Origin of the sequence: Chryseobacterium gallinarum (assembly GCF_001021975.1) — a bacterium.
Taxonomy (GTDB): domain Bacteria; phylum Bacteroidota; class Bacteroidia; order Flavobacteriales; family Weeksellaceae; genus Chryseobacterium; species Chryseobacterium gallinarum.
In genome coordinates, this window is the sequence record NZ_CP009928.1 from 842,954 (window position 1) to 860,764 (window position 17,811).

General features: G+C 40.3%; 21 protein-coding genes. 16 read left to right on the top strand and 5 right to left on the bottom strand.

The window, feature by feature from the left end:
* The first annotated feature begins 284 nt into the window (after positions 1-284).
* The gene (recA, locus tag OK18_RS03840; protein ID WP_053327141.1) at positions 285-1,289 is read left to right on the top strand and encodes a recombinase RecA; all 1,005 of its coding nucleotides are present in this window, start codon (positions 285-287) and stop codon (positions 1,287-1,289) included.
* 246 nt (positions 1,290-1,535) lie between these two features.
* Here recA and OK18_RS03845 read toward each other — a convergent pair whose 3' ends face one another.
* Positions 1,536-2,843 carry a hypothetical protein gene (locus tag OK18_RS03845; protein WP_053327142.1) on the bottom strand — a complete coding sequence of 436 codons (1,308 nt, stop codon included), beginning with the start codon at positions 2,841-2,843 and terminating at the stop codon, positions 1,536-1,538.
* A 379-nt stretch (positions 2,844-3,222) separates the two neighbouring features.
* On the opposite strand from OK18_RS03845, the gene OK18_RS03850 reads away from it, so the two are divergent.
* The 13 genes from OK18_RS03850 (at position 3,223) to OK18_RS03915 (ending at position 12,972) form a co-directional block, all read left to right on the top strand.
* Complete coding sequence (locus OK18_RS03850) at positions 3,223-4,542, top strand: site-specific integrase (protein ID WP_053327143.1); 1,320 nt, start codon at positions 3,223-3,225, stop codon at positions 4,540-4,542.
* Positions 4,543-5,078: 536 nt separating this feature from the next.
* Complete coding sequence (locus OK18_RS03860) at positions 5,079-5,471, top strand: single-stranded DNA-binding protein (protein ID WP_053327145.1); 393 nt, start codon at positions 5,079-5,081, stop codon at positions 5,469-5,471.
* Positions 5,472-5,514: 43 nt separating this feature from the next.
* Positions 5,515-6,588 carry a DUF932 domain-containing protein gene (locus OK18_RS03865; RefSeq protein ID WP_053327146.1) on the top strand — a complete coding sequence of 358 codons (1,074 nt, stop codon included), beginning with the start codon at positions 5,515-5,517 and terminating at the stop codon, positions 6,586-6,588.
* Positions 6,589-6,640: 52 nt separating this feature from the next.
* Positions 6,641-7,123 (top strand): DUF1281 family ferredoxin-like fold protein, encoded by a 483-nt coding sequence (locus OK18_RS03870; RefSeq protein ID WP_053327147.1) that lies wholly within the window; start codon positions 6,641-6,643, stop codon positions 7,121-7,123.
* Positions 7,124-7,134: 11 nt separating this feature from the next.
* Positions 7,135-7,479, top strand: a complete 345-nt coding sequence (locus OK18_RS03875; RefSeq protein ID WP_053327148.1) for a hypothetical protein — start codon at positions 7,135-7,137, stop codon at positions 7,477-7,479.
* Positions 7,480-7,497: 18 nt separating this feature from the next.
* Positions 7,498-8,148 carry a hypothetical protein gene (locus OK18_RS21645; protein WP_228377689.1) on the top strand — a complete coding sequence of 217 codons (651 nt, stop codon included), beginning with the start codon at positions 7,498-7,500 and terminating at the stop codon, positions 8,146-8,148.
* Positions 8,145-8,354 (top strand): hypothetical protein, encoded by a 210-nt coding sequence (locus OK18_RS03885; RefSeq protein ID WP_053327149.1) that lies wholly within the window; start codon positions 8,145-8,147, stop codon positions 8,352-8,354. Before OK18_RS21645 ends, OK18_RS03885 begins: the two co-directional genes overlap by 4 nt.
* Positions 8,351-8,962 (top strand): PRTRC system protein E, encoded by a 612-nt coding sequence (locus tag OK18_RS03890; protein ID WP_053327150.1) that lies wholly within the window; start codon positions 8,351-8,353, stop codon positions 8,960-8,962. The genes OK18_RS03885 and OK18_RS03890 overlap by 4 nt, the downstream gene beginning before the upstream one ends.
* Positions 8,963-8,980: 18 nt before the next feature.
* Entirely contained in the window at positions 8,981-9,199 is a 219-nt protein-coding gene (locus OK18_RS03895; protein ID WP_053327151.1) for a PRTRC system protein C, read from the top strand.
* 17 nt (positions 9,200-9,216) lie between these two features.
* Positions 9,217-10,392, top strand: a complete 1,176-nt coding sequence (locus OK18_RS03900; protein WP_053327152.1) for a hypothetical protein — start codon at positions 9,217-9,219, stop codon at positions 10,390-10,392.
* On the top strand, positions 10,389-11,114 hold the full coding sequence (locus OK18_RS03905) for a PRTRC system protein B (RefSeq protein ID WP_053327153.1): 726 nt from the start codon (positions 10,389-10,391) through the stop codon (positions 11,112-11,114). Before OK18_RS03900 ends, OK18_RS03905 begins: the two co-directional genes overlap by 4 nt.
* Positions 11,114-11,929 carry a PRTRC system ThiF family protein gene (locus OK18_RS03910; protein ID WP_053327154.1) on the top strand — a complete coding sequence of 272 codons (816 nt, stop codon included), beginning with the start codon at positions 11,114-11,116 and terminating at the stop codon, positions 11,927-11,929. The genes OK18_RS03905 and OK18_RS03910 overlap by 1 nt, the downstream gene beginning before the upstream one ends.
* A 437-nt stretch (positions 11,930-12,366) precedes the next feature.
* Positions 12,367-12,972, top strand: coding sequence for a class I SAM-dependent methyltransferase (locus tag OK18_RS03915; protein WP_053327155.1), 606 nt, complete (start codon positions 12,367-12,369; stop codon positions 12,970-12,972).
* Positions 12,973-13,012: 40 nt separating this feature from the next.
* On the opposite strand, the gene OK18_RS03920 is transcribed toward OK18_RS03915, so the two are convergent.
* Both OK18_RS03920 and OK18_RS03925 read right to left on the bottom strand, forming a co-directional pair.
* The gene (locus tag OK18_RS03920) at positions 13,013-13,453 is read right to left on the bottom strand and encodes a nuclear transport factor 2 family protein (protein WP_053327156.1); all 441 of its coding nucleotides are present in this window, start codon (positions 13,451-13,453) and stop codon (positions 13,013-13,015) included.
* A 14-nt stretch (positions 13,454-13,467) separates the two neighbouring features.
* Complete coding sequence (locus tag OK18_RS03925; RefSeq protein ID WP_228377690.1) at positions 13,468-14,499, bottom strand: NADP-dependent oxidoreductase; 1,032 nt, start codon at positions 14,497-14,499, stop codon at positions 13,468-13,470.
* A 122-nt stretch (positions 14,500-14,621) separates the two neighbouring features.
* Here OK18_RS03925 and OK18_RS03930 point away from each other — a divergent pair, with 122 nt between their 5' ends.
* Positions 14,622-14,972: a winged helix-turn-helix transcriptional regulator gene (locus OK18_RS03930; RefSeq protein WP_053327157.1), complete on the top strand. Its 351-nt coding sequence runs from the start codon at positions 14,622-14,624 to the stop codon at positions 14,970-14,972.
* A 113-nt stretch (positions 14,973-15,085) separates the two neighbouring features.
* Here the strand turns inward: OK18_RS03930 and OK18_RS03935 are convergent, their stop codons facing one another.
* Positions 15,086-15,490, bottom strand: coding sequence for a response regulator (locus tag OK18_RS03935; protein WP_228377691.1), 405 nt, complete (start codon positions 15,488-15,490; stop codon positions 15,086-15,088).
* Positions 15,491-15,794: 304 nt separating this feature from the next.
* Positions 15,795-16,583 (bottom strand): XRE family transcriptional regulator, encoded by a 789-nt coding sequence (locus OK18_RS03940; RefSeq protein ID WP_053327158.1) that lies wholly within the window; start codon positions 16,581-16,583, stop codon positions 15,795-15,797.
* Between the two features lie 77 nt (positions 16,584-16,660).
* Between OK18_RS03940 and dinB the strand changes: the two genes are divergently transcribed.
* Positions 16,661-17,809: a DNA polymerase IV gene (gene dinB / locus OK18_RS03945; RefSeq protein ID WP_053327159.1), complete on the top strand. Its 1,149-nt coding sequence runs from the start codon at positions 16,661-16,663 to the stop codon at positions 17,807-17,809.
* Positions 17,810-17,811: the final 2 nt, after the last annotated feature.

The following is a 17,811-nucleotide window of genomic DNA, read 5'->3' on the forward strand; positions in this document are numbered from 1 at the left end:
AGTTTCTGTTGGATGATACACCTCACTTAGCAAGAGTAATAAAATTAAGTACAATACATTTACAGGCTTCAATAACTTCCTTCTTCCAGCTTTCAGCATCTATCCTAATCAACAGATATTATTTTTTTTCCGCCACCCATACTATGTTTTGCATCTGCTTCGTTATGAATCACATCTGCTCTAAAACTTTATCATTTTTTAACTCTAAAAACCAGTTTTAAGGGCAAATAATATTAGTTTTTGATCAATAAATTGTGTATTTTTGAGAAATTATTTTAATAGAGATGAGTAACATTGATGATAAGAAAAAAGCACTCGCATTAGTGCTTGACAAATTAGATAAAACATACGGAAAAGGAACGGTAATGACTTTAGGTGACGAATCTATAGACAATACTGTAGAGGTAATTCCTTCCGGTTCTTTAGGATTAGATATCGCATTAGGTATAGGAGGATATCCAAAAGGAAGAATCATTGAAATATATGGTCCTGAATCTTCAGGTAAAACAACTTTAACGCTTCACGCTATTGCTGAAGCCCAGAAAGCAGGTGGTATTGCTGCATTCATCGATGCTGAGCACGCTTTCGACAGAACTTATGCTGCTAAGTTAGGAATTGATTTGGAAAACCTTATCATTTCCCAGCCGGACAACGGTGAGCAAGCGCTGGAAATTGCGGATAATCTTATCCGTTCAGGAGCAATTGACATCGTAGTTATCGACTCTGTAGCAGCACTTACTCCAAAAGCGGAGATTGAAGGTGAAATGGGAGATTCCAAAATGGGTCTTCATGCAAGGTTAATGTCTCAGGCATTAAGAAAACTGACTGCTACCATTTCAAGAACGAAGTGTACGGTAATTTTCATCAACCAGTTAAGAGAAAAAATCGGTGTTATGTTCGGTAACCCTGAAACCACTACCGGAGGTAATGCTCTTAAATTCTATGCTTCTGTAAGAATTGATATCAGAAAAGCAAGTGCACCAATCAAGCAAGGTGATGAAGCCATCGGAAGCCGTGTGAAAGTGAAAATTGTGAAAAACAAAGTAGCTCCACCTTTCAAACAGGCAGAATTTGATATTATGTATGGTGAAGGGGTTTCTAAAGTTGGAGAAATTCTTGATACGGCAGTAGATATGGGAATTGTGAAGAAAAGCGGTTCCTGGTTCAGCTACGAAGAGACTAAATTAGGACAGGGGCGTGATGCTGTAAAAGACGTCTTAAGAGACAATCCTGATCTTGCCGAAGAATTGGAAAACAAAATCAAGGAAGAACTGAAAAACAACAAATAAGTTTTCAAAAAATAATGGAAAGGCAGTCTTAGGATTGCCTTTTTTATTTTTATAAATCCGTAATTTTTCAACAAATTTTAAGATTGATTAACAGGTCGCTCCTACGGAGCTTCTCTTCAACAATGTATAAATTCTATGAACATATTGTTCCTATGGAGCGGTTAAACAGATTTTAAAAATAAAGGAATATATTAAAACGAGACTGCTCTTTTGGAACAGTCTCGTTTTATTTTTATGTTTTTGATATTATTCTGCAATTTTACCTTGTAGCTGTAAAGCTCCAGTAACCTTCATTCCTTTTGTTAACGTATCGAATCTCATATTCTCTTTATTCACAAAAGCATCAATAGTGAAGAAATCTTCATTTTCTTCATGGGTGATCAGTTTCAGCTTCAGGATATATCCTTTAATGCTTCTGTCTTCAAGCAATGTCGTTTCTTTAAAGTCTACAAGCTGGGCAATGAAGTCAAAACATGCATAATTAGGAAGATCCTGGCTTGGTACATACGTTGTGAAATCTTCATTCATTTTGGTACCATCAGGTAAATCCGTATTCGTATGAACATCAAGAATGAAAACAATTCCGCTCACATTCACCTTCAGATGAGGTTGTGTCAGATATGTATTCCTATTTTCGGCATAATCGGTTGCAAAGAACCAAACTCCGAAAGTATCCCGGGCCGGGCCGGCTACAATCGCATTCAGATTCAATGCATTTTCCCATTCCCTGATCGATCTTGTTTCAAAATCTAAAGTATAATCAGTTTTTACTTCCGGGATTATTGTACTCATTTCTTCTGTAAAGATGGTTTTAAATCTTACATCTTCAAATTCCGTCTTATGATTACTTTCTCCGGAAGGATCAGGGACTGCAGACTGCATTAAAACGTTTGTCAGGTATTGTCCGTAATCTTTAGTCTGAAAATTCTCATGGCCAAAAATACCACTCCATGTATTCACAAGGTTATGAACATTTGACTTTCTTATGATAATTCCCGCTTCATTAGTTGTCTCAGGAGCTGTAATTCCTTCTGTATTGGGAAAATACTCTTTACCATCTATCAGCTGATGATTCATGATTTCATTATTTTCTTCGTGAGAAAACCCAGCAAAACCTTTATAGGTAATATTCCCGTTTTCGAAAATATACGGAAGTCCGATTTGTTTCTTGCCATTCCCTTTAAAATGATAAGAAAGTGAGATCGCTTTAAATTCTCCTTCTTTTATTGCCGGAGTATGATTACCGTTATCGTTAAACTGAGAATGATACAGAATTACATAAGATTTTATTTTCTCTTCCTGAAGTTCGTTTTCAAACTTTTCTTCCATCTTCCCTACCGCATCTTGTGGAGAAAATGCATAGGCATCTTCAGTTACCGTATATGCAAATCCCTCAACGATTCCATCCCCTTTTTCAAAAGCCGCCAGAGGCATATACTCCCCTCTTAGCTGAAGCGCAATAGAATATACGATATAATCTTTATAAATCCTGATTTTTTCAAACTGCTCATTTATTTTTTTCTCTTCTGCAGGTTGGAGGGAAACTTCCTGCACTGTTTCTATAACTTCTTCTACTGTCTCTTCTATTTCTGGTTCTGCAATCTCTACATTTGTTGCTCCATACTGTTGAACCGGGGTACTGCTCTTCTCCTGTCCGCTACTTTTTTTGGTAAAAAAAGATTAGTAAAAAGCAAAAATAAGCAAAACGGATAAACCCTTTGCTATACAACGCTTTGCAAAACAGTAGTCTTGGTATGGAACTCGGTGTCGGATGGGTTTTGGGCTTAAATTGACAACGTTAGGTTACTAATTCGTTACCGATTGACACAGGCAACGATATAGCTTAACTGTTTATATTTCAGTGTTTTGCACCGCTTTCTCTATTCCCTTGTAACTCAATGTAATTTAATTTTAAACATTAAACATTTGAGTTATGGAGCAGACAAAAAAATCAACGTACAAACTCCTTTTCTACCTGAAAAAGAACGAACCGAAAAAGAACGGTAATGTACCAATTATGGCACGTATTACCATTGACGGAACACCCAAAACGATGGGTACAAAGTTAGAAATTGACCCCAATATTTGGGATTTGAAGTTCGGAAGAGTTGAGGGCAAGAGTGCCAAAGCATTAAGCATTAATCAAAAATTAGACAACATACGTGGGCGTATCGACAAGATTTACGAGGATATGCTGAAGCACGAGGGCTTTGCAACTGCACAGAAAGTAAAGATTAAATTTCTCGGCGTAGGCGTAATGGACGATGCCATTTTAAAGGTTTTCAGCGACCAAAACAAAGAATTTAAAAGGTTGGTCGATAAGGGGAAACGCTCTGAAAGCACTTATAGCAAGTATAACACTGTTTACAACCACCTAAGCGAATTTATAAAGGAACGTTATCATCGGGAGGATATGGCTTTCCGGGAACTCACTTCTGATTTTATTCGGGAGTTTGACTTCTTTCTCCGCTTTGATAAAGAATGTACCCACAATACGGTTTGGGTTTACACAATGCCTGTTATTGCTCTGGCTGAATTGGCTATCAAAAAGGGCTTGATACGGGATAATCCTTTTGAGGATTATGAAATCAGTATGGAGGAAACCGACCGCAGCTACCTTTTAAAAGAGGATGTGGAAACCTTAATGCTACTGAAACCATCCAACCCAAGATACGAGCTTGTAAAAGACCTCTTTATTTTCAGTTGCTTCACAGGTCTTTCTTACATTGACATTAAGAAGCTGAAATGGAGTAATATTCAATCATTCTTTGACGGACACCAATGGATTATCAGCCGGAGGAAAAAATCTGATGTTGCTTCCAACGTCCGTCTTTTGGAAATTCCTAAACGAATTATTGAGAAGTATCGTGGAGTTACGAGAAATGATTTTGTTTTTACGATGCCTTCAAATGCGACCTGCAATAAGCACATCAGTAAACTTATTGAGGAAGCGGGGATTGTTACCGAACAGAAAGTTACATTTCACACGGCTCGTCATACATTTGCCACAATGTTTTTGACCGAGGGCGTACCGCTTGAAAGCCTTAGCAAAATGATGGGGCATAAAAATATTTCTACCACACAGATTTATGCCAAGATTACCAGCCAGAAAATCAGTAAGGATATGGATTTGGTAGCTCCTAAATTCAAGGCAATGGAAGATGCTTTTCTAATCCAAATGGAAAGCGAAGAAGTAGAATTGTTGAATGAAGCTACAATTGAATTTTACGATACCGAAGAAGTGATGGTTTAAAACGTAGCCTTTATCAATCAAATAGAAGCAGGATATAAAAGTCCTGCTTTTTTTATTTTACCCCACTTACATCAATGCCGGAACCACGGCATTCTTTATTAAAACACAATCGTGTTTCCGGTTGCGGAAGTGCTTATTCTAATCACTTCCTGGACAATTACAGATTGCTGTTTTCCTTTCTTCCCATTCGGTTTTTATCAAAGTAGCCAGTATGCGGTTTGTTCCCATTTCAGAGAGCAAAGGTATTTCCGTGTTCTTAACGCATCCACAAGGTCAAGTCCCCGGATTTGGTAAAAAATCTCCACCCCTTGGGTAGTATTTGTTTCCCAAAACCTTGTGGCTGCTAAACACGAACCTTTTATCGCTCTCGAAACGAAAACAAGCATACTCCGGCTCTTTAGACGAATAAAAAAAATGTCAGAAATGAAAAATAACAGAATTGGAAATGGTATCAGAGTGAAACGAAACAGCACCTCCTCTCATTACCGAATAAATCAAAAAAATCAAATCAAAAATCAAATCAAAAATCAAGCGATATGAACATCACAGGAAGACTGACAAGAGATGCGGAAGTACGCACAACGTCAAACAACAGACAGGTAGTAAACTTTTCCGTAGCGGTAAATGACGGCTACCGAAACAAACAGGGCGAACGGGTGGAGCAAACAACCTACTTCGATTGTGCCTATTGGATAACCCCGAATGTGGCAAGGCTACTGACAAAAGGCACGTTGGTAGAACTCACAGGACGGGTAAGCACAAGAGCGTGGACAGGCAAAGACGGCGAAGCAAAGGCAGGGCTGAATTTCCATACCTCACAAATCAAACTGCACGGAGGTAGCAGGAGAGCCGAAACCGTACAGGCTACTGAACAAGCCGTGAGTAACAGTACAGTAGGACAAGGCACGGAGGACGACCTACCATTCTAACAACAAGTATTCAATCATTTTTTAACATCAAAATTTTATCAAAATGGCACATAACATCAATTTCAACGAGCGGACAGGAAAGTATAGTTTCTTTTCAGTACAGCAAAAAGCGTGGCACGGTCTGGGGCAAATCGTGGAGCAATACCCGACAAGCGAGGAAGCAATCAAATACGCAGGATTGGATTACGAAGTCGTAAAATCCCCACTGTTTACCAAAGGTTCGGGCATTCTCGAAACCGCCAACGGCATAGAGATAGGCAGTAACGAATTGGAAGTACCCAATTATTTCGCCAACATACGCACCGACAACAATGCAGTATTGGGCGTAGTCGGTAAGGATTACCACATTGTACAAAATCGTGAAGCCTTTAATTTCTTTGACAGCATTGTAGGCGGTGGCGAGGGTATTCTCTATGAAACCGCAGGAGCATTGGGCAACGGAGAACGCATTTTTATCACAGCCAAACTGCCCGACTATATCCGTGTAGGCAATGGCGATGACGTAACGGAAAAATATATCTTCCTAACCACTTCGCACGATGGTAGCGGAAGTATTACCGCAGCGTTTACGCCTATCCGTATCGTCTGCCAAAATACCCTTAACGCTTCACTCCGCAATATGACCAATGTGGTGCGTATCAAACACACTTCGGGAGCAAAACAGCGTATCGAGAACGCTCATAAGATTATGGGGCTTGCCAATACTTTGAGCAACCAATTGGAGGGCATTTTCAACGAATGGGCAAAAGTAAAGGTAACAGACCGAGAGGTAAGAAAGTTAATCCAATTGGCACTTTGCCCGAACAAGGAAACGCTTGACCTTATCAAGAAAGGTGCGGAAGATGAAATTTCCACCGTGTTCAAAAACACCGTAGAGGACGCATTTGCATACGCTATGATAAGCGACACGCAACAAATGCAGACCACAAAAGGCACTTTGTTTGGAGTATACAATGCGGTTACAGGCTACTACCAAAATGTAAGAAGTTACAAGAACGATGAAGCCAAGTTACAGAGCATTGTATTGGGCGGTACTGCCCAACTCAAATCACAGAAAGCATTTGAATTGTGTACCGCATTTGCATTGGACGGTGCGGAAATCCTAAACCTTAATTAAATAACCACAGGCTACCGCCTTAATCGGTGGTAGCCTACTAAAAACAAAAAATATGGCGAATTGGTGCAACAATACGGTTGCTTTCGAGGGAAATCCCGAAGCAATCAGACAGATACAACGGCTATTCAAAGAAATGGCAGAACAGGAACAGAAAGAGGGTTGCGGACAACTGCCCGACTTTGTAGCAGACAGCAACGGAGGTTATTTCTTCGGCATTTATCAAGACTATGACAATACGGACACCTTTCAATATGAAACAAAATGGTCGCCCAATACGGAAGTATTGCAAAAGATAGCAGAACACTACAAGGTGGATTTTACACAGGACTATGAAGAATTGGGGTGCTTGGTATTTGGCAGGGCAACATTTTCTGACAGGCTACTCACGGATATTTATTTGGACGATGAGGATTTTGATAAATACGAGTATGACGAAGAAAATTCCGTGTGGTATTTCGAGAACGAAACCTACGAAAGTGATTACGAAATCTTGGAAATATTGTTGGAACGGAAAATTGAAAATCATCAACCTTAAAAGCGAGGACAATGGAAACGAAAGGAATAGCAATAGCCACAAAGTTTGTCCGCCACGAAGTTCCCGAATTGGAAACGCTGAAATTTTCAAAGGTCTATCAGTTAAGGGAAAAACTGAACAAAGGCGACAAGCTGAACCGAGCCGAAAAGAATTGGCTTGCAGAAGCCGTAAACCGAAATGTTTTCTTCAAAAGAGCCGTTCCCTTGCAGGGCTATCGGTTTGGGTTTGAAGATGTTTTAAAAACCTATATCGTAAAGCAATACGGAAGTTGGCAGGAATACAATGCCCCCGATAAAACAAGCCTTAGAAGCATTGTTTACGGCAGGATTGACCAAATAGCAGAAATCAGTAAATAACAGTAAAAGCAATTAAAGATGAAACTATCAAATAAAGCAACAGCACACCTATTGGTAAAAGCCAATACCAACAGCGAATGGGATAATTGCGATTTTGCAATAATCCACCTTTCCGAAGAATGGAAAAAGGAACAGGCAAAACGATTGGAAGCCGTTAAGCCTTTTGCAGAGGATTACAATTTCCAATCCCTTAACTACTATGATACCGCAGTAGATTTTTACAGAACGAGCGAAGACGACCAACCCGACATTGAGGAATTGCTTGCAGGTAAGGAATGGGTATTTGTGGAACTTGAAAACGAGGAACAGGAAACATTTACCGTTCCCGAAAATCGGTTGGACTGTTACAGGCTTGTCGTGTACCGTAGTGGCAACGCCATATACAAAGCATACGGAAAGCACACAAGCGAGGAATTTTGGACGGAAGAATTTGACCTCAATATTCTGTGCAATCCCACCACCGAAGAAACGGAGCTGGAAAGGTTTTGCAGGGAGCGTTTTCAGCACCTTAGCAATGCACAGCTTGTGGCAAGGGTAAACGGTCTGCCCGACTTTGGTTGGGATGACGAGGGCGTGGAACTGCAAAGACGGCAAAGGGTTTCAAACGGTGCGTTTGACTATGCTTTTGACTACAATACTATGGTAATCCTAAAAGATGAAAAGCGATGAAAGTAACAGATTTAAACGGTTGCCCTATTGAAGTAACCGACCTTGATGAAGCAATCAGAATAACAGCGGATTACAAGGAATACAGGCACAAAGAGAAAAGTTTTTCCGAGTTCGACAAACGGCAAAATGCGTATTGGACGGATATGTACGAAAAACTGACGGCACTCAAAAAACAATCATTAACAATTAAAATTTCAGAACGATGAACACGAATTTTTTCAATCAGATACAGCAGTTGGACTTTACAGGCGTATTGCAACTGAACATTTCAAAAGGAGCAGAAAATAACCTAATCGTATCGGTATTGCTCAATAACGAGCAATGCGGAGATAACGCCAAAAAACTTATTCCCCCATTGACATTTAACGCCACACCACAGGAGTTTGACGAGGGATTTTTTGAGCAGATAACCACGCCTATACAAACCATTTCGGGTGTAATGGTGGATATGGAAAAATTCCTAAAACAAATGGAAGAAGTCAAAAAACAATCCGCAATGGAGAAAGAAAAAGCCGAGAAAGCCAAAAAGGAAAAAGAAGCCAAAGACAAGAAGTACAAAGAAAGTATGGCAAAGGTGGACGAGTTAGAAAAAGAGGGCAAACACCGTGAAGCGTGGATGAAAGTTCCCGACATTACCGAGTTCCCCGAAAAAGCGGACGAGATACGCAAACGCAAAACTTCATTGTCCGACAAATTCGCCTCTCCGAGCCTTTTCGGGGCAATGGAAGAAGCAACGCCCGAACCGCCACAAGCGGAAGAAGTTACAGCCGACTATCCCATAGACGAAACGGAGGAAGAAGAAAACGAGTATTAACCATTAAAAACGAATAGTATGTTATTAGCAACGCAATTAGAGCGAGTTTTTATACTCAAAGATAAAGGACAGGACATCAGACTGACCGACCCCGAACCACGTTGGGGCGTGAAAGCCGTAATGAATTTTTACGCCAATATGTACCCGATACTGACAACGGCAAAAGTATCTGCACCACAAATCAAAGACGATGCAGTCGAGTACAAATTTGAGAGCGTAATGGGAACAAAAGGTTAATCCAAAAATCAAAAACGATGAATTATGCAACGCAACATCATATCGGGAGTTATCAGCATACCCGAACAGAAACGGCAACGGCAGTTGCACCGACAGTTGGGCGAGTTCGCCAATTGGCTACAAAGACCAAAGGACGCAAACCAAGTGCAAAAGGACAAACAGAAATCCGTACCGATAGCAATGCTACCAATGGTATTCTGAAATGTACCTTTCTGCCTAAACTGAAAACGGCACAATCCGTACAGGCTTGTAAGGGAACAGCAAAAACGGAGAGGGATTTTTACAAGTCCCTTTCCAAACTTGCCGAGCATTACGGCATTGAGCCAATGCAGACCAAAGATTTTGGTTTTCCCTACAATATCGCATTGGGTATGTGGGATATGGAAGCCAAAGTAAACCGCACCAACATCAATTGGGATAGTTTTAAATTGTTACAGGACAGTAAGAAAACTTTTTTGGTAAGCGAGGAACGGTACAACACAGGTACAACCCTGTATTATATTCCGATTGTACCACTTTTCAGAATGTTGCACGATAAAGGGCGAAAACACAATGCACATTTACTCTTATCGGTTTGCAGTTATCTGTACCATATCGCCAATATTCCGTATTACAGGCAACAAGACAGCTATCTGTATTGGCTATATGAAACACATAAAGATTGGGTGGAACAGGACGATGAAACGGACGAAACCGAATGTTACAGAAATGAAATAAAGCGAGCCGAGTGGATTGGCGACAACATTGAACAAAAACTGTTTAACCGTATCAATCTGACCTTATTTGAAAAGCGTTTGAGCCGTTTCAAAAGCCGTGATACATTCGACAGGGAATGTTGGCAGGTGGCGTGTAATGCCTTTGCCCTTTATACGGAATATCCGAACGCCACCATTTTCAGAAACGCACCAATGCCCGAACAAGACCCCTATAACGATGATTACGATAACGAAGCAATCACAATGGAAAAGTATATTTCATTTATTGCCGATACCAAAGGTTGGTTGTATGAAAGCCTTAAAGACAGTATCAACAACGAGTTTAACGAATACGGCATATTGGAAGAACCGACCATTTGCAAATCCTTTGACGGCAATAAAATAGAAGCAAACAATCTTGACTTTGAAAACCGTCTGTTTGCCCTATTGGACGACATCTGCACCCTATTGTATGCCTATAAAAGCACAGCAAAATGAACGACGAAAATAACATAACAGAGAATTTCGGAACACTATACCACCCGAAATCCGCTTTGGTTTTCTATGAAACCAAAGGCGAAAATTCAGATGTGTATGTGGAGCATTTTGATATGGATAAAAATGGCAACCCAATCAACGCCCACCCATTGACCGTAAAGGAAGCCAAAGTATTGGCAAAGTCCTTACAGACTGATGAAGAAAAGAACCAAGCCTTTTTAAAGCCAAAGGGAATTTTGCCGACCAATATTCTGCATATCAATCCTAATGCTGAAAAAGGTACGGTGCTATGGTACACCAAAACACAGCAACGGCAAATGTATTTTGTTGATAGCTTGAATATACCGAGCGGAAAGGCACAAGTACCGCCAATGCTATGGTACGCCAATAAAAACAGCCTTGCCGTCTTTGCACTTACAACAGACAGAAGACCGACAGAAAAAACGCCCTTGCATTACGCTCCGTTTTTTAACATCTATGAAGACGGCAAAGTATGTATGGGTACGGTAAGCATTGATATTAAAAATTCCGCTTCGGTGGAAGAATTTATACAGGCTTGGGAAAGCTATTTTTTCAACAGCTATTTCAGCCACTTATTGGGACGGCACAGCCCCATAAAAGGAAATTGCGTAACCGTATGGAAAGACTTAATCGGAACAGATAAACCCTTTCCAAAAGAGGTATTGAAAAAGAACAACAGAACCCTTAAAAATCTATTGTAATGAATACACAGGAAACAACAAAAACAGCCGTACATTTTACGGACAACTATTTGCTCAATCCTACCAACCCGATTTCGGTAAACCTAATCGGTGCAGGTGGCACAGGCTCAAAGGTATTGACCGCCTTATTGGAAATAAACGAGAGCCTTTTAGCGTTAGGGCACGCAGGATTACAGGTGCGTTTATGGGACGATGATATTATCACAACCGCAAATTTAGGCAGACAGCGTTTTTTTGAAAGCGAAACAGGATTGTACAAATCCGTTGCGTTAATCAACCGTGTCAATAGGTGTATCGGTACGAATTGGAAAGCCGAAACGGTAAAGTTTGAAAAGGACAAATTCGGCAGGTTGCCCGAAAACGCAAGGGCAATCCTAACCATTACCTGTGTGGACAATGTACAGGCGAGGTTTGGAGTGGCTGAAATCCTGAAAGAAACAAGCCACCGCAGACACTACCAAGACGACCCAAAGTATTGGTTGGACTTCGGTAACAGCCAACACACAGGGCAAGTCCTACTATCTACAATAGGAACTATCAAACAACCCAATTCAGAAAAGTACCAAACGGTGGCGAGCCTGCCAATGGTTACAGATGAGTATGGCGAATTGCTGAAGCAATCCGAAAAGGATGATAACACGCCAAGTTGCTCATTGGAGGAAGCATTGCAAAAGCAGGATTTGTTTATCAATGGCTCATTGGCTCAAATGGGCTGTGATTTGCTTTGGGGGGTGTTCCGCTACGGAATGACCGAATACAGGGGATTTTTTCACAATCTGAAAGATTACCGCACCCACCCGATAAAAGTCGCCTGACCCGAAAAATCGGGCGGCAAAAAGACACTCCCTCCCGATGGTCGGGGCAGTCTTTTTGCATCAAAGCGGTGCAACCCCTTTGCCAAAATGCACCGCCACACAATTCCCTCACTTCACATTTCACCAAAGAGGTTGCGACATCATCTCGTGGGATATTCGGTATCCCTTTCGTTTTTTTGGTAATGACTTCTTTTCTTTTCACATAGCGACCAAAGAAAAGAAGCAAAAGAACGTCGCTTTATTGATGAGGGATTTTAACTGAATGCTTGTCAAAGTGTGTTTTTATTTCTTTAAATTCGCTGTTAAAGAAGCGGACATACTGTTTTACGAGTTGAAAGTGATACAATCAAATTCGATGAAGTAATTGCTACTGTAAGCAAATCGAGATTTAACTGTGAAATTTTGGACGACAAAATTTATGCATTACAACAAAAAAAATGGCAGAGTTTTGGGAAGAAGCATTTAAGGACAAACAGGAAATGTGGGGCTTAGAACCTGCAAAATCTGCGATAGTGACAAATGATTTTTTTATTGCCAATAATGTGAAAAACGTTTTAATTCCCGGTGTGGGCTATGGACGAAATGCCAATGTGTTTATACAAAGCGGAATGACTGTAACCGGAATTGAAATTTCCGAAACCGCAATCGGCATAGCAAAAAAACATTTCGGTAATGATTTAGAAATTTATCACGGTTCAGTAACCGAAATGCCTTTTGATACTAAATTGTATGACGGCATATTTTGTTATGCCTTAATTCACTTATTAGACAAAACCGAACGAATAAAACTAATCACGGACTGTTATAACCAACTGACCGAAAATGGTTATATGATATTCACCACTATTACAAAAGATGCCAAAACTTACGGTCAAGGAACCTACATCAGCAAAGACAGGTTTGAAATGTTTGGCGGAGTAAAAATGTTCTTTTACGATAGGGAAACCATAGCTGAAGAATTTGGGAAAGCAGGACTTTTTGAATTTTCGGAAATTAAGGAGAACTACCCTTTTTACATCATAAAGTGTAAAAAAGGAGTATAAAACAAAAGTGCCGTACACGAGGAACGGCACTTTTAATTTTTCAGGATTTAATTTCCGTTTTATCCTGCCAATTAAAATAGCCTATTCTTTTGGAAACCAGCCATTGGCTATCCACACGAATGTACTCATCTTCATAAATAGCTCCAATGGTGGTCTTTAATTTTTTACCATTTTCATTGCTTATCAGCGTAATCAAACAATAGCAGATACCGCTTGTGGAATTTCCGTTTATGGTAACGATTTGCTGACCATTAAAGTGGTAAGCCGTTTCAATTTCTTGATGAAATTCATTGAATGCATCAAGCATTTCTTTTCTGCCCCGAAGTTTTAAAATGGTTTTTCCCTTCGCTATTGTTTCGGATACGGCATTTTCTGAAAATAACTGTACCTGATTTTCAAAGTCCTTTTTATCTCCAAGAATTGCAATTTTATCAACGAGTTCTTTTAGGGCAATTTTGTCTTCTAATTCAGTTGCATTCATAATTTCATCTCACATTAAACAGTTAATGCAATTTTACCCTGTATATGCCCCTTTGCGGCTCTTTCGTGTGCTTTACGGGCATCAGCCAATGGGATAATACTATCAATAACCACTTTGATTGTTCCATCATCAAGCAAACGGGCAAGTTCCGAAAGTTGTGTACCATTGGAACGTACTTGCGTGGCAGACACTTTAACTCCTAATTTTTGGGCTTCCTCAGCACCGGAAAAACCTAACGGAAAAATCGGGAATAACGAACCGCCCTTTTTAAGTGTTTTCAGAAAACGTCCTGCCGAAGAACCGCCAACACAATCAACAACCAAGTCTATATCAGAGAAAATCTCATCTGCATTATGTTTCGTATAGTCAATAAATTCGTCCGCACCCAATTCACGCAAAATGCTTTCCTGTTTGCCTGAAGCTACTGCAATCACGTATGCCCCTTTCCACTTTGCCAACTGCACTACAAAATGACCCACTCCGCCTGCTGCACCATTTATAAGCACTTTCTTCCCTGCAAGCGGTATAGGTTCGTGTCGGTTCGGTTGTAGCGGATTAGGTTCGTTATGTCCAAGTTCAATCAAAAACTGCCAAGCCGTAAGCAATGACATCGGTGCAGCGGCAGCTTTAATAAAATCAATATTTTTAGGTTTCAAAGCCAATTCTGAAACAGCTACACTTACATATTCCGCATACGCCTGGCTATCTCCGTAACTCGGAAATCGTACCATCGCATACACTTCATCGCCAACGGAAAATTCCGTTACATCTTCACCCAATGCGACAATTTCACCCGATATATCCGTACCCAGAATAATAGGAAACGGCACTTTGGGTTGCCATTCGGGAGGTAGCATCGAATATCCGTCACGTAGATACCAATCAGGAGGATTTAACCCGATTGCTTTTACTTTTACCAATACTTCTCCTTTTTTTACCTCAGGAATAGGTGCATCTTCATAACGAAGCACTTCCGGTCCGCCAAATTCGTGTTGTCTTACCGCTTTCATAACAGCGGATATATTACTTTCTTGTTTTAAACTCATTTCTTATTTAGTATTTAATTGAGCAACAAAATTATATTATATGTATCTTTGCCACAAGTATGTACATTTTTGTATGCTACATACCAATAGTAATGTATAATTGATAATCAATGATATAAAAAATGAAAAAGAAAGAAAAAATTTGCCCCGAGGAAACAACATGCTCTGTTGATTACGCTTTCAGACGCATCGGAGGTAAATATAAAGGTAGAATTTTATGGTATTTGCACGAACATCAAATTTTGCGATACGGCGAACTAACCCGAACAATGCCTGACATTACGACCAAAATGCTGACCCAAACGTTAAGGGAACTGGAAGCCGATAATTTGATTAACAGAAAAGTATATCACGAAGTCCCACCCAAAGTGGAATATACATTAACGGAAACAGGCAAGGAACTTATACCATTTATCCAACACTTAAAAAATTGGGCAGACAAACAAATTGAAAAGGAAGAAACAGGAAAGTAGTAACTTGTTATAGGTTTATAATAATTTCTTCTTTTCACACAGCGATTAAAAAATAAGCAAAAGAACGTTGCTAATTGCTAACTGTAATGATGACTATTGGGTAAGTTTGAGGATTAATTGTTCCTATAATATTCCGTAGCTATATCACTCACGCCCAAGCTAAAATATTTCTTACCTTTACTTAATGCCTCAACAGCAGTCAAAAGCTCATCGGGGTCAGCGTATTTCAGTATATATCCCCAAACTCCGATTTCCAACATATCGGTAACGCTTTTTTTGTCGTCATTGGTGCTGGAGATAAGCACTTTTAAATCGGGGAACTTTCCGAGCAGGGCATTGGCTGCACCAAAATTTTCCTCTATGATGCAAACATCGGGTAATGTGTTGCTTTCTTCTATTTTTTGGATAGCTTCCTGTTCGTTTTCGGATTGGAAAAACAGTGTGTACCCGCTATCTTCAAGTTGTTTTTTGGTAATATCACGAAGCCGTGCATTATCATCAATTAGTGCCAATTTCATTGTATATGTTTTACAGTTCATAGTCTTAACAAAATATACAAGTGAGGACACCACAAAAAGAAAGCGTAGGCAGCCACACTCATTGGCATTAAGGCACTGGTACGCCTGACCCCCAAATAAGCGAGCGCCCACGCCTATGACGTGAGCGTTCTTACTTATCTGTTCCGGGGTCATAAAAATTACCAGTTTTTAATGCGGAACTTAAAGTAAAAACACTTTAAGCATTTCTATATTTTCAAAACAAAGATAGCAAAGCTATAAATGATGAGCAACATCATTCAGCACAAATCATCTTTCTAATTGATTAATTGTTACCCGAGACAGCAGAATTGCCCTTTAATTTCCGTACCTCATCTTTCAGTTCTTGTAACATTCTGATAATGGCAATATTGTCCAATTGAAAATCATCCTTTGAAAATTCCTGTGTAGCGATGCTGCTGGCATATTGCCATATCTCCAAAATATCTGAAAGGTGTATTTCGTATGATTTGTAAAACACATTGTCGGCAGAAACTTCCAAACTGTCTTTATTTACTTTCAGCAGGCGTTTATAGGTAATTCCTTCGCTTCGTGTTAAGAATACATACGTCTTGCCAGTTCTTATATCAGCAAGGTTTTCTACATATTTTCCGATGATGAACGAATTGTCTTTGTGCGGAGGCATGGAAGCACCGTCCGCAGGAAAAGCCCTGTATTTTCCACCTTTCAGAAACGGTAATGAAATGGTTTGCAGGCTTTCGATATATTCGGGATCTGCATAGCCGTTCAGGTAGCCCATTGATGCTTTGTGGGGAATGATTTCGATTTTGTTTTCGCCTGCATTATCCACTTTGATGGGAAGCAGAATACGGTTATCGGGCAGTTCTAAAATTTCTTTTAGCGGGATTTTTCGTAAATCGACCGAAACCAACAAATCAATGCTCACGTGATAATAATGAGAAATTCTAAGCAATATCTCAATCGGTGGCTCTGTCGCTCCGTCTTCATATTTACCATAACGACCACGGGTAATAATCAGGTCATCCGCTACTTTTTGTTGCGAATACCCAAGCTGGTTGCGTAGATACCTTATGTTTTCTGATAATAATGACATTGCTCCAATTTGTAGCAACAAAGGTAAAATATTTTGCTACAAAACTTAGTAATTTTAAACAATAGATTTTGTGTGTTATGGAAAGAACGATCGTCCATTGTGATTTAGACACCTTTTTTGTGTCAGTAGAACGTTTATTGAACAGCAACCTTGTTGGAAAACCAGTCCTAATCGGCGGTAGCTCCGACCGTGGCGTGGTGGCCTCGTGCAGTTATGAAGCCCGTAAATTCGGGGTGCATTCCGCTATGCCTATGCGGTTGGCGAGACAGCTCTGCCCCGAAGCCATATTGGTGCGTGGCGACCACGACCTGTACAGCAAGTATTCCAATATCGTAACGGAAATCATCGAAGAAAAAATACCTGTCGTTGAAAAAGCGAGTATAGATGAGCATTACCTCGATATGAGCGGAATGGATAAGTTTTTCGGTACGTGGAAACTCACACAGGAACTTCGTAAGCGTATCATCAAGGAAACAGGTCTGCCTATCTCGTTCGGTCTATCTACCAATAAGACCGTGAGCAAGATAGCTACCGGAGAAGCTAAGCCTTGTGGCGAACGCAAGGTGGACGGTGGAACGGAAAAGCCATTTTTAGCTCCCCTTTCCATCCGCAAAATTCCGGGCATTGGCGACAAGACTTATCCTTTGCTCCGCAATATGGGTATATCCCATATTTATACTTTACAGCAGATGAATGTGTTTACAATGAAACAGGTCTTGGGCGAAAACGGAGTGAGTATCTGGAACAAAGCCAATGGCATTGACAATAATGCGGTCATACCTTTTCATCAGCAAAAAAGTATGAGCAAGGAGCATACATTTGAACAGGATACCATTGATATGGAATTGTTGAGGAGGGTAATGCTTTCTATGGTGGATGAGCTGGCTTTCGACCTGCGGAAAGACGGCAGGCTCACTTCCTGTGTAACGGTCAAAATCCGTTACAGCAATTTCGATACGCATACCACACAGGCCAAACTGGCTTTCACTTCGTCCGAAAGGACTATATCTGAAAAAGTGCTTCAACTGTTCCATAAGCTGTACAGCAGACGAATGTTGATAAGACTGATTGGTGTCAAATTCAGCAACCTGATAGCAGGCAGCTATCAGGCGGATCTATTTGATGATACGCTCGAAGACATCAACCTTTCCAAAGCAATGGACAAGATTAGATTGCGTTACGGACACCATTCGGTAGTAAGGGGTTTTGCACTTTTAAATTCCTGATT

Coding starts and splice junctions, on each gene's coding strand:
- recA (WP_053327141.1), top strand. CDS start 285: ATGAGTAACATTGATGATAAGAAAAAAGCACTCGCATTAGTGCTTGAC.
- OK18_RS03850 (WP_053327143.1), top strand. CDS start 3,223: ATGGAGCAGACAAAAAAATCAACGTACAAACTCCTTTTCTACCTGAAA.
- OK18_RS03860 (WP_053327145.1), top strand. CDS start 5,079: ATGAACATCACAGGAAGACTGACAAGAGATGCGGAAGTACGCACAACG.
- OK18_RS03865 (WP_053327146.1), top strand. CDS start 5,515: ATGGCACATAACATCAATTTCAACGAGCGGACAGGAAAGTATAGTTTC.
- OK18_RS03870 (WP_053327147.1), top strand. CDS start 6,641: ATGGCGAATTGGTGCAACAATACGGTTGCTTTCGAGGGAAATCCCGAA.
- OK18_RS03875 (WP_053327148.1), top strand. CDS start 7,135: ATGGAAACGAAAGGAATAGCAATAGCCACAAAGTTTGTCCGCCACGAA.
- OK18_RS21645 (WP_228377689.1), top strand. CDS start 7,498: ATGAAACTATCAAATAAAGCAACAGCACACCTATTGGTAAAAGCCAAT.
- OK18_RS03885 (WP_053327149.1), top strand. CDS start 8,145: ATGAAAGTAACAGATTTAAACGGTTGCCCTATTGAAGTAACCGACCTT.
- OK18_RS03890 (WP_053327150.1), top strand. CDS start 8,351: ATGAACACGAATTTTTTCAATCAGATACAGCAGTTGGACTTTACAGGC.
- OK18_RS03895 (WP_053327151.1), top strand. CDS start 8,981: ATGTTATTAGCAACGCAATTAGAGCGAGTTTTTATACTCAAAGATAAA.
- OK18_RS03900 (WP_053327152.1), top strand. CDS start 9,217: ATGAATTATGCAACGCAACATCATATCGGGAGTTATCAGCATACCCGA.
- OK18_RS03905 (WP_053327153.1), top strand. CDS start 10,389: ATGAACGACGAAAATAACATAACAGAGAATTTCGGAACACTATACCAC.
- OK18_RS03910 (WP_053327154.1), top strand. CDS start 11,114: ATGAATACACAGGAAACAACAAAAACAGCCGTACATTTTACGGACAAC.
- OK18_RS03915 (WP_053327155.1), top strand. CDS start 12,367: ATGGCAGAGTTTTGGGAAGAAGCATTTAAGGACAAACAGGAAATGTGG.
- OK18_RS03920 (WP_053327156.1), bottom strand. CDS start 13,453: ATGAATGCAACTGAATTAGAAGACAAAATTGCCCTAAAAGAACTCGTT.
- OK18_RS03925 (WP_228377690.1), bottom strand. CDS start 14,499: ATGAGTTTAAAACAAGAAAGTAATATATCCGCTGTTATGAAAGCGGTA.
- OK18_RS03930 (WP_053327157.1), top strand. CDS start 14,622: ATGAAAAAGAAAGAAAAAATTTGCCCCGAGGAAACAACATGCTCTGTT.
- OK18_RS03935 (WP_228377691.1), bottom strand. CDS start 15,490: ATGAAATTGGCACTAATTGATGATAATGCACGGCTTCGTGATATTACC.
- OK18_RS03940 (WP_053327158.1), bottom strand. CDS start 16,583: ATGTCATTATTATCAGAAAACATAAGGTATCTACGCAACCAGCTTGGG.
- dinB (WP_053327159.1), top strand. CDS start 16,661: ATGGAAAGAACGATCGTCCATTGTGATTTAGACACCTTTTTTGTGTCA.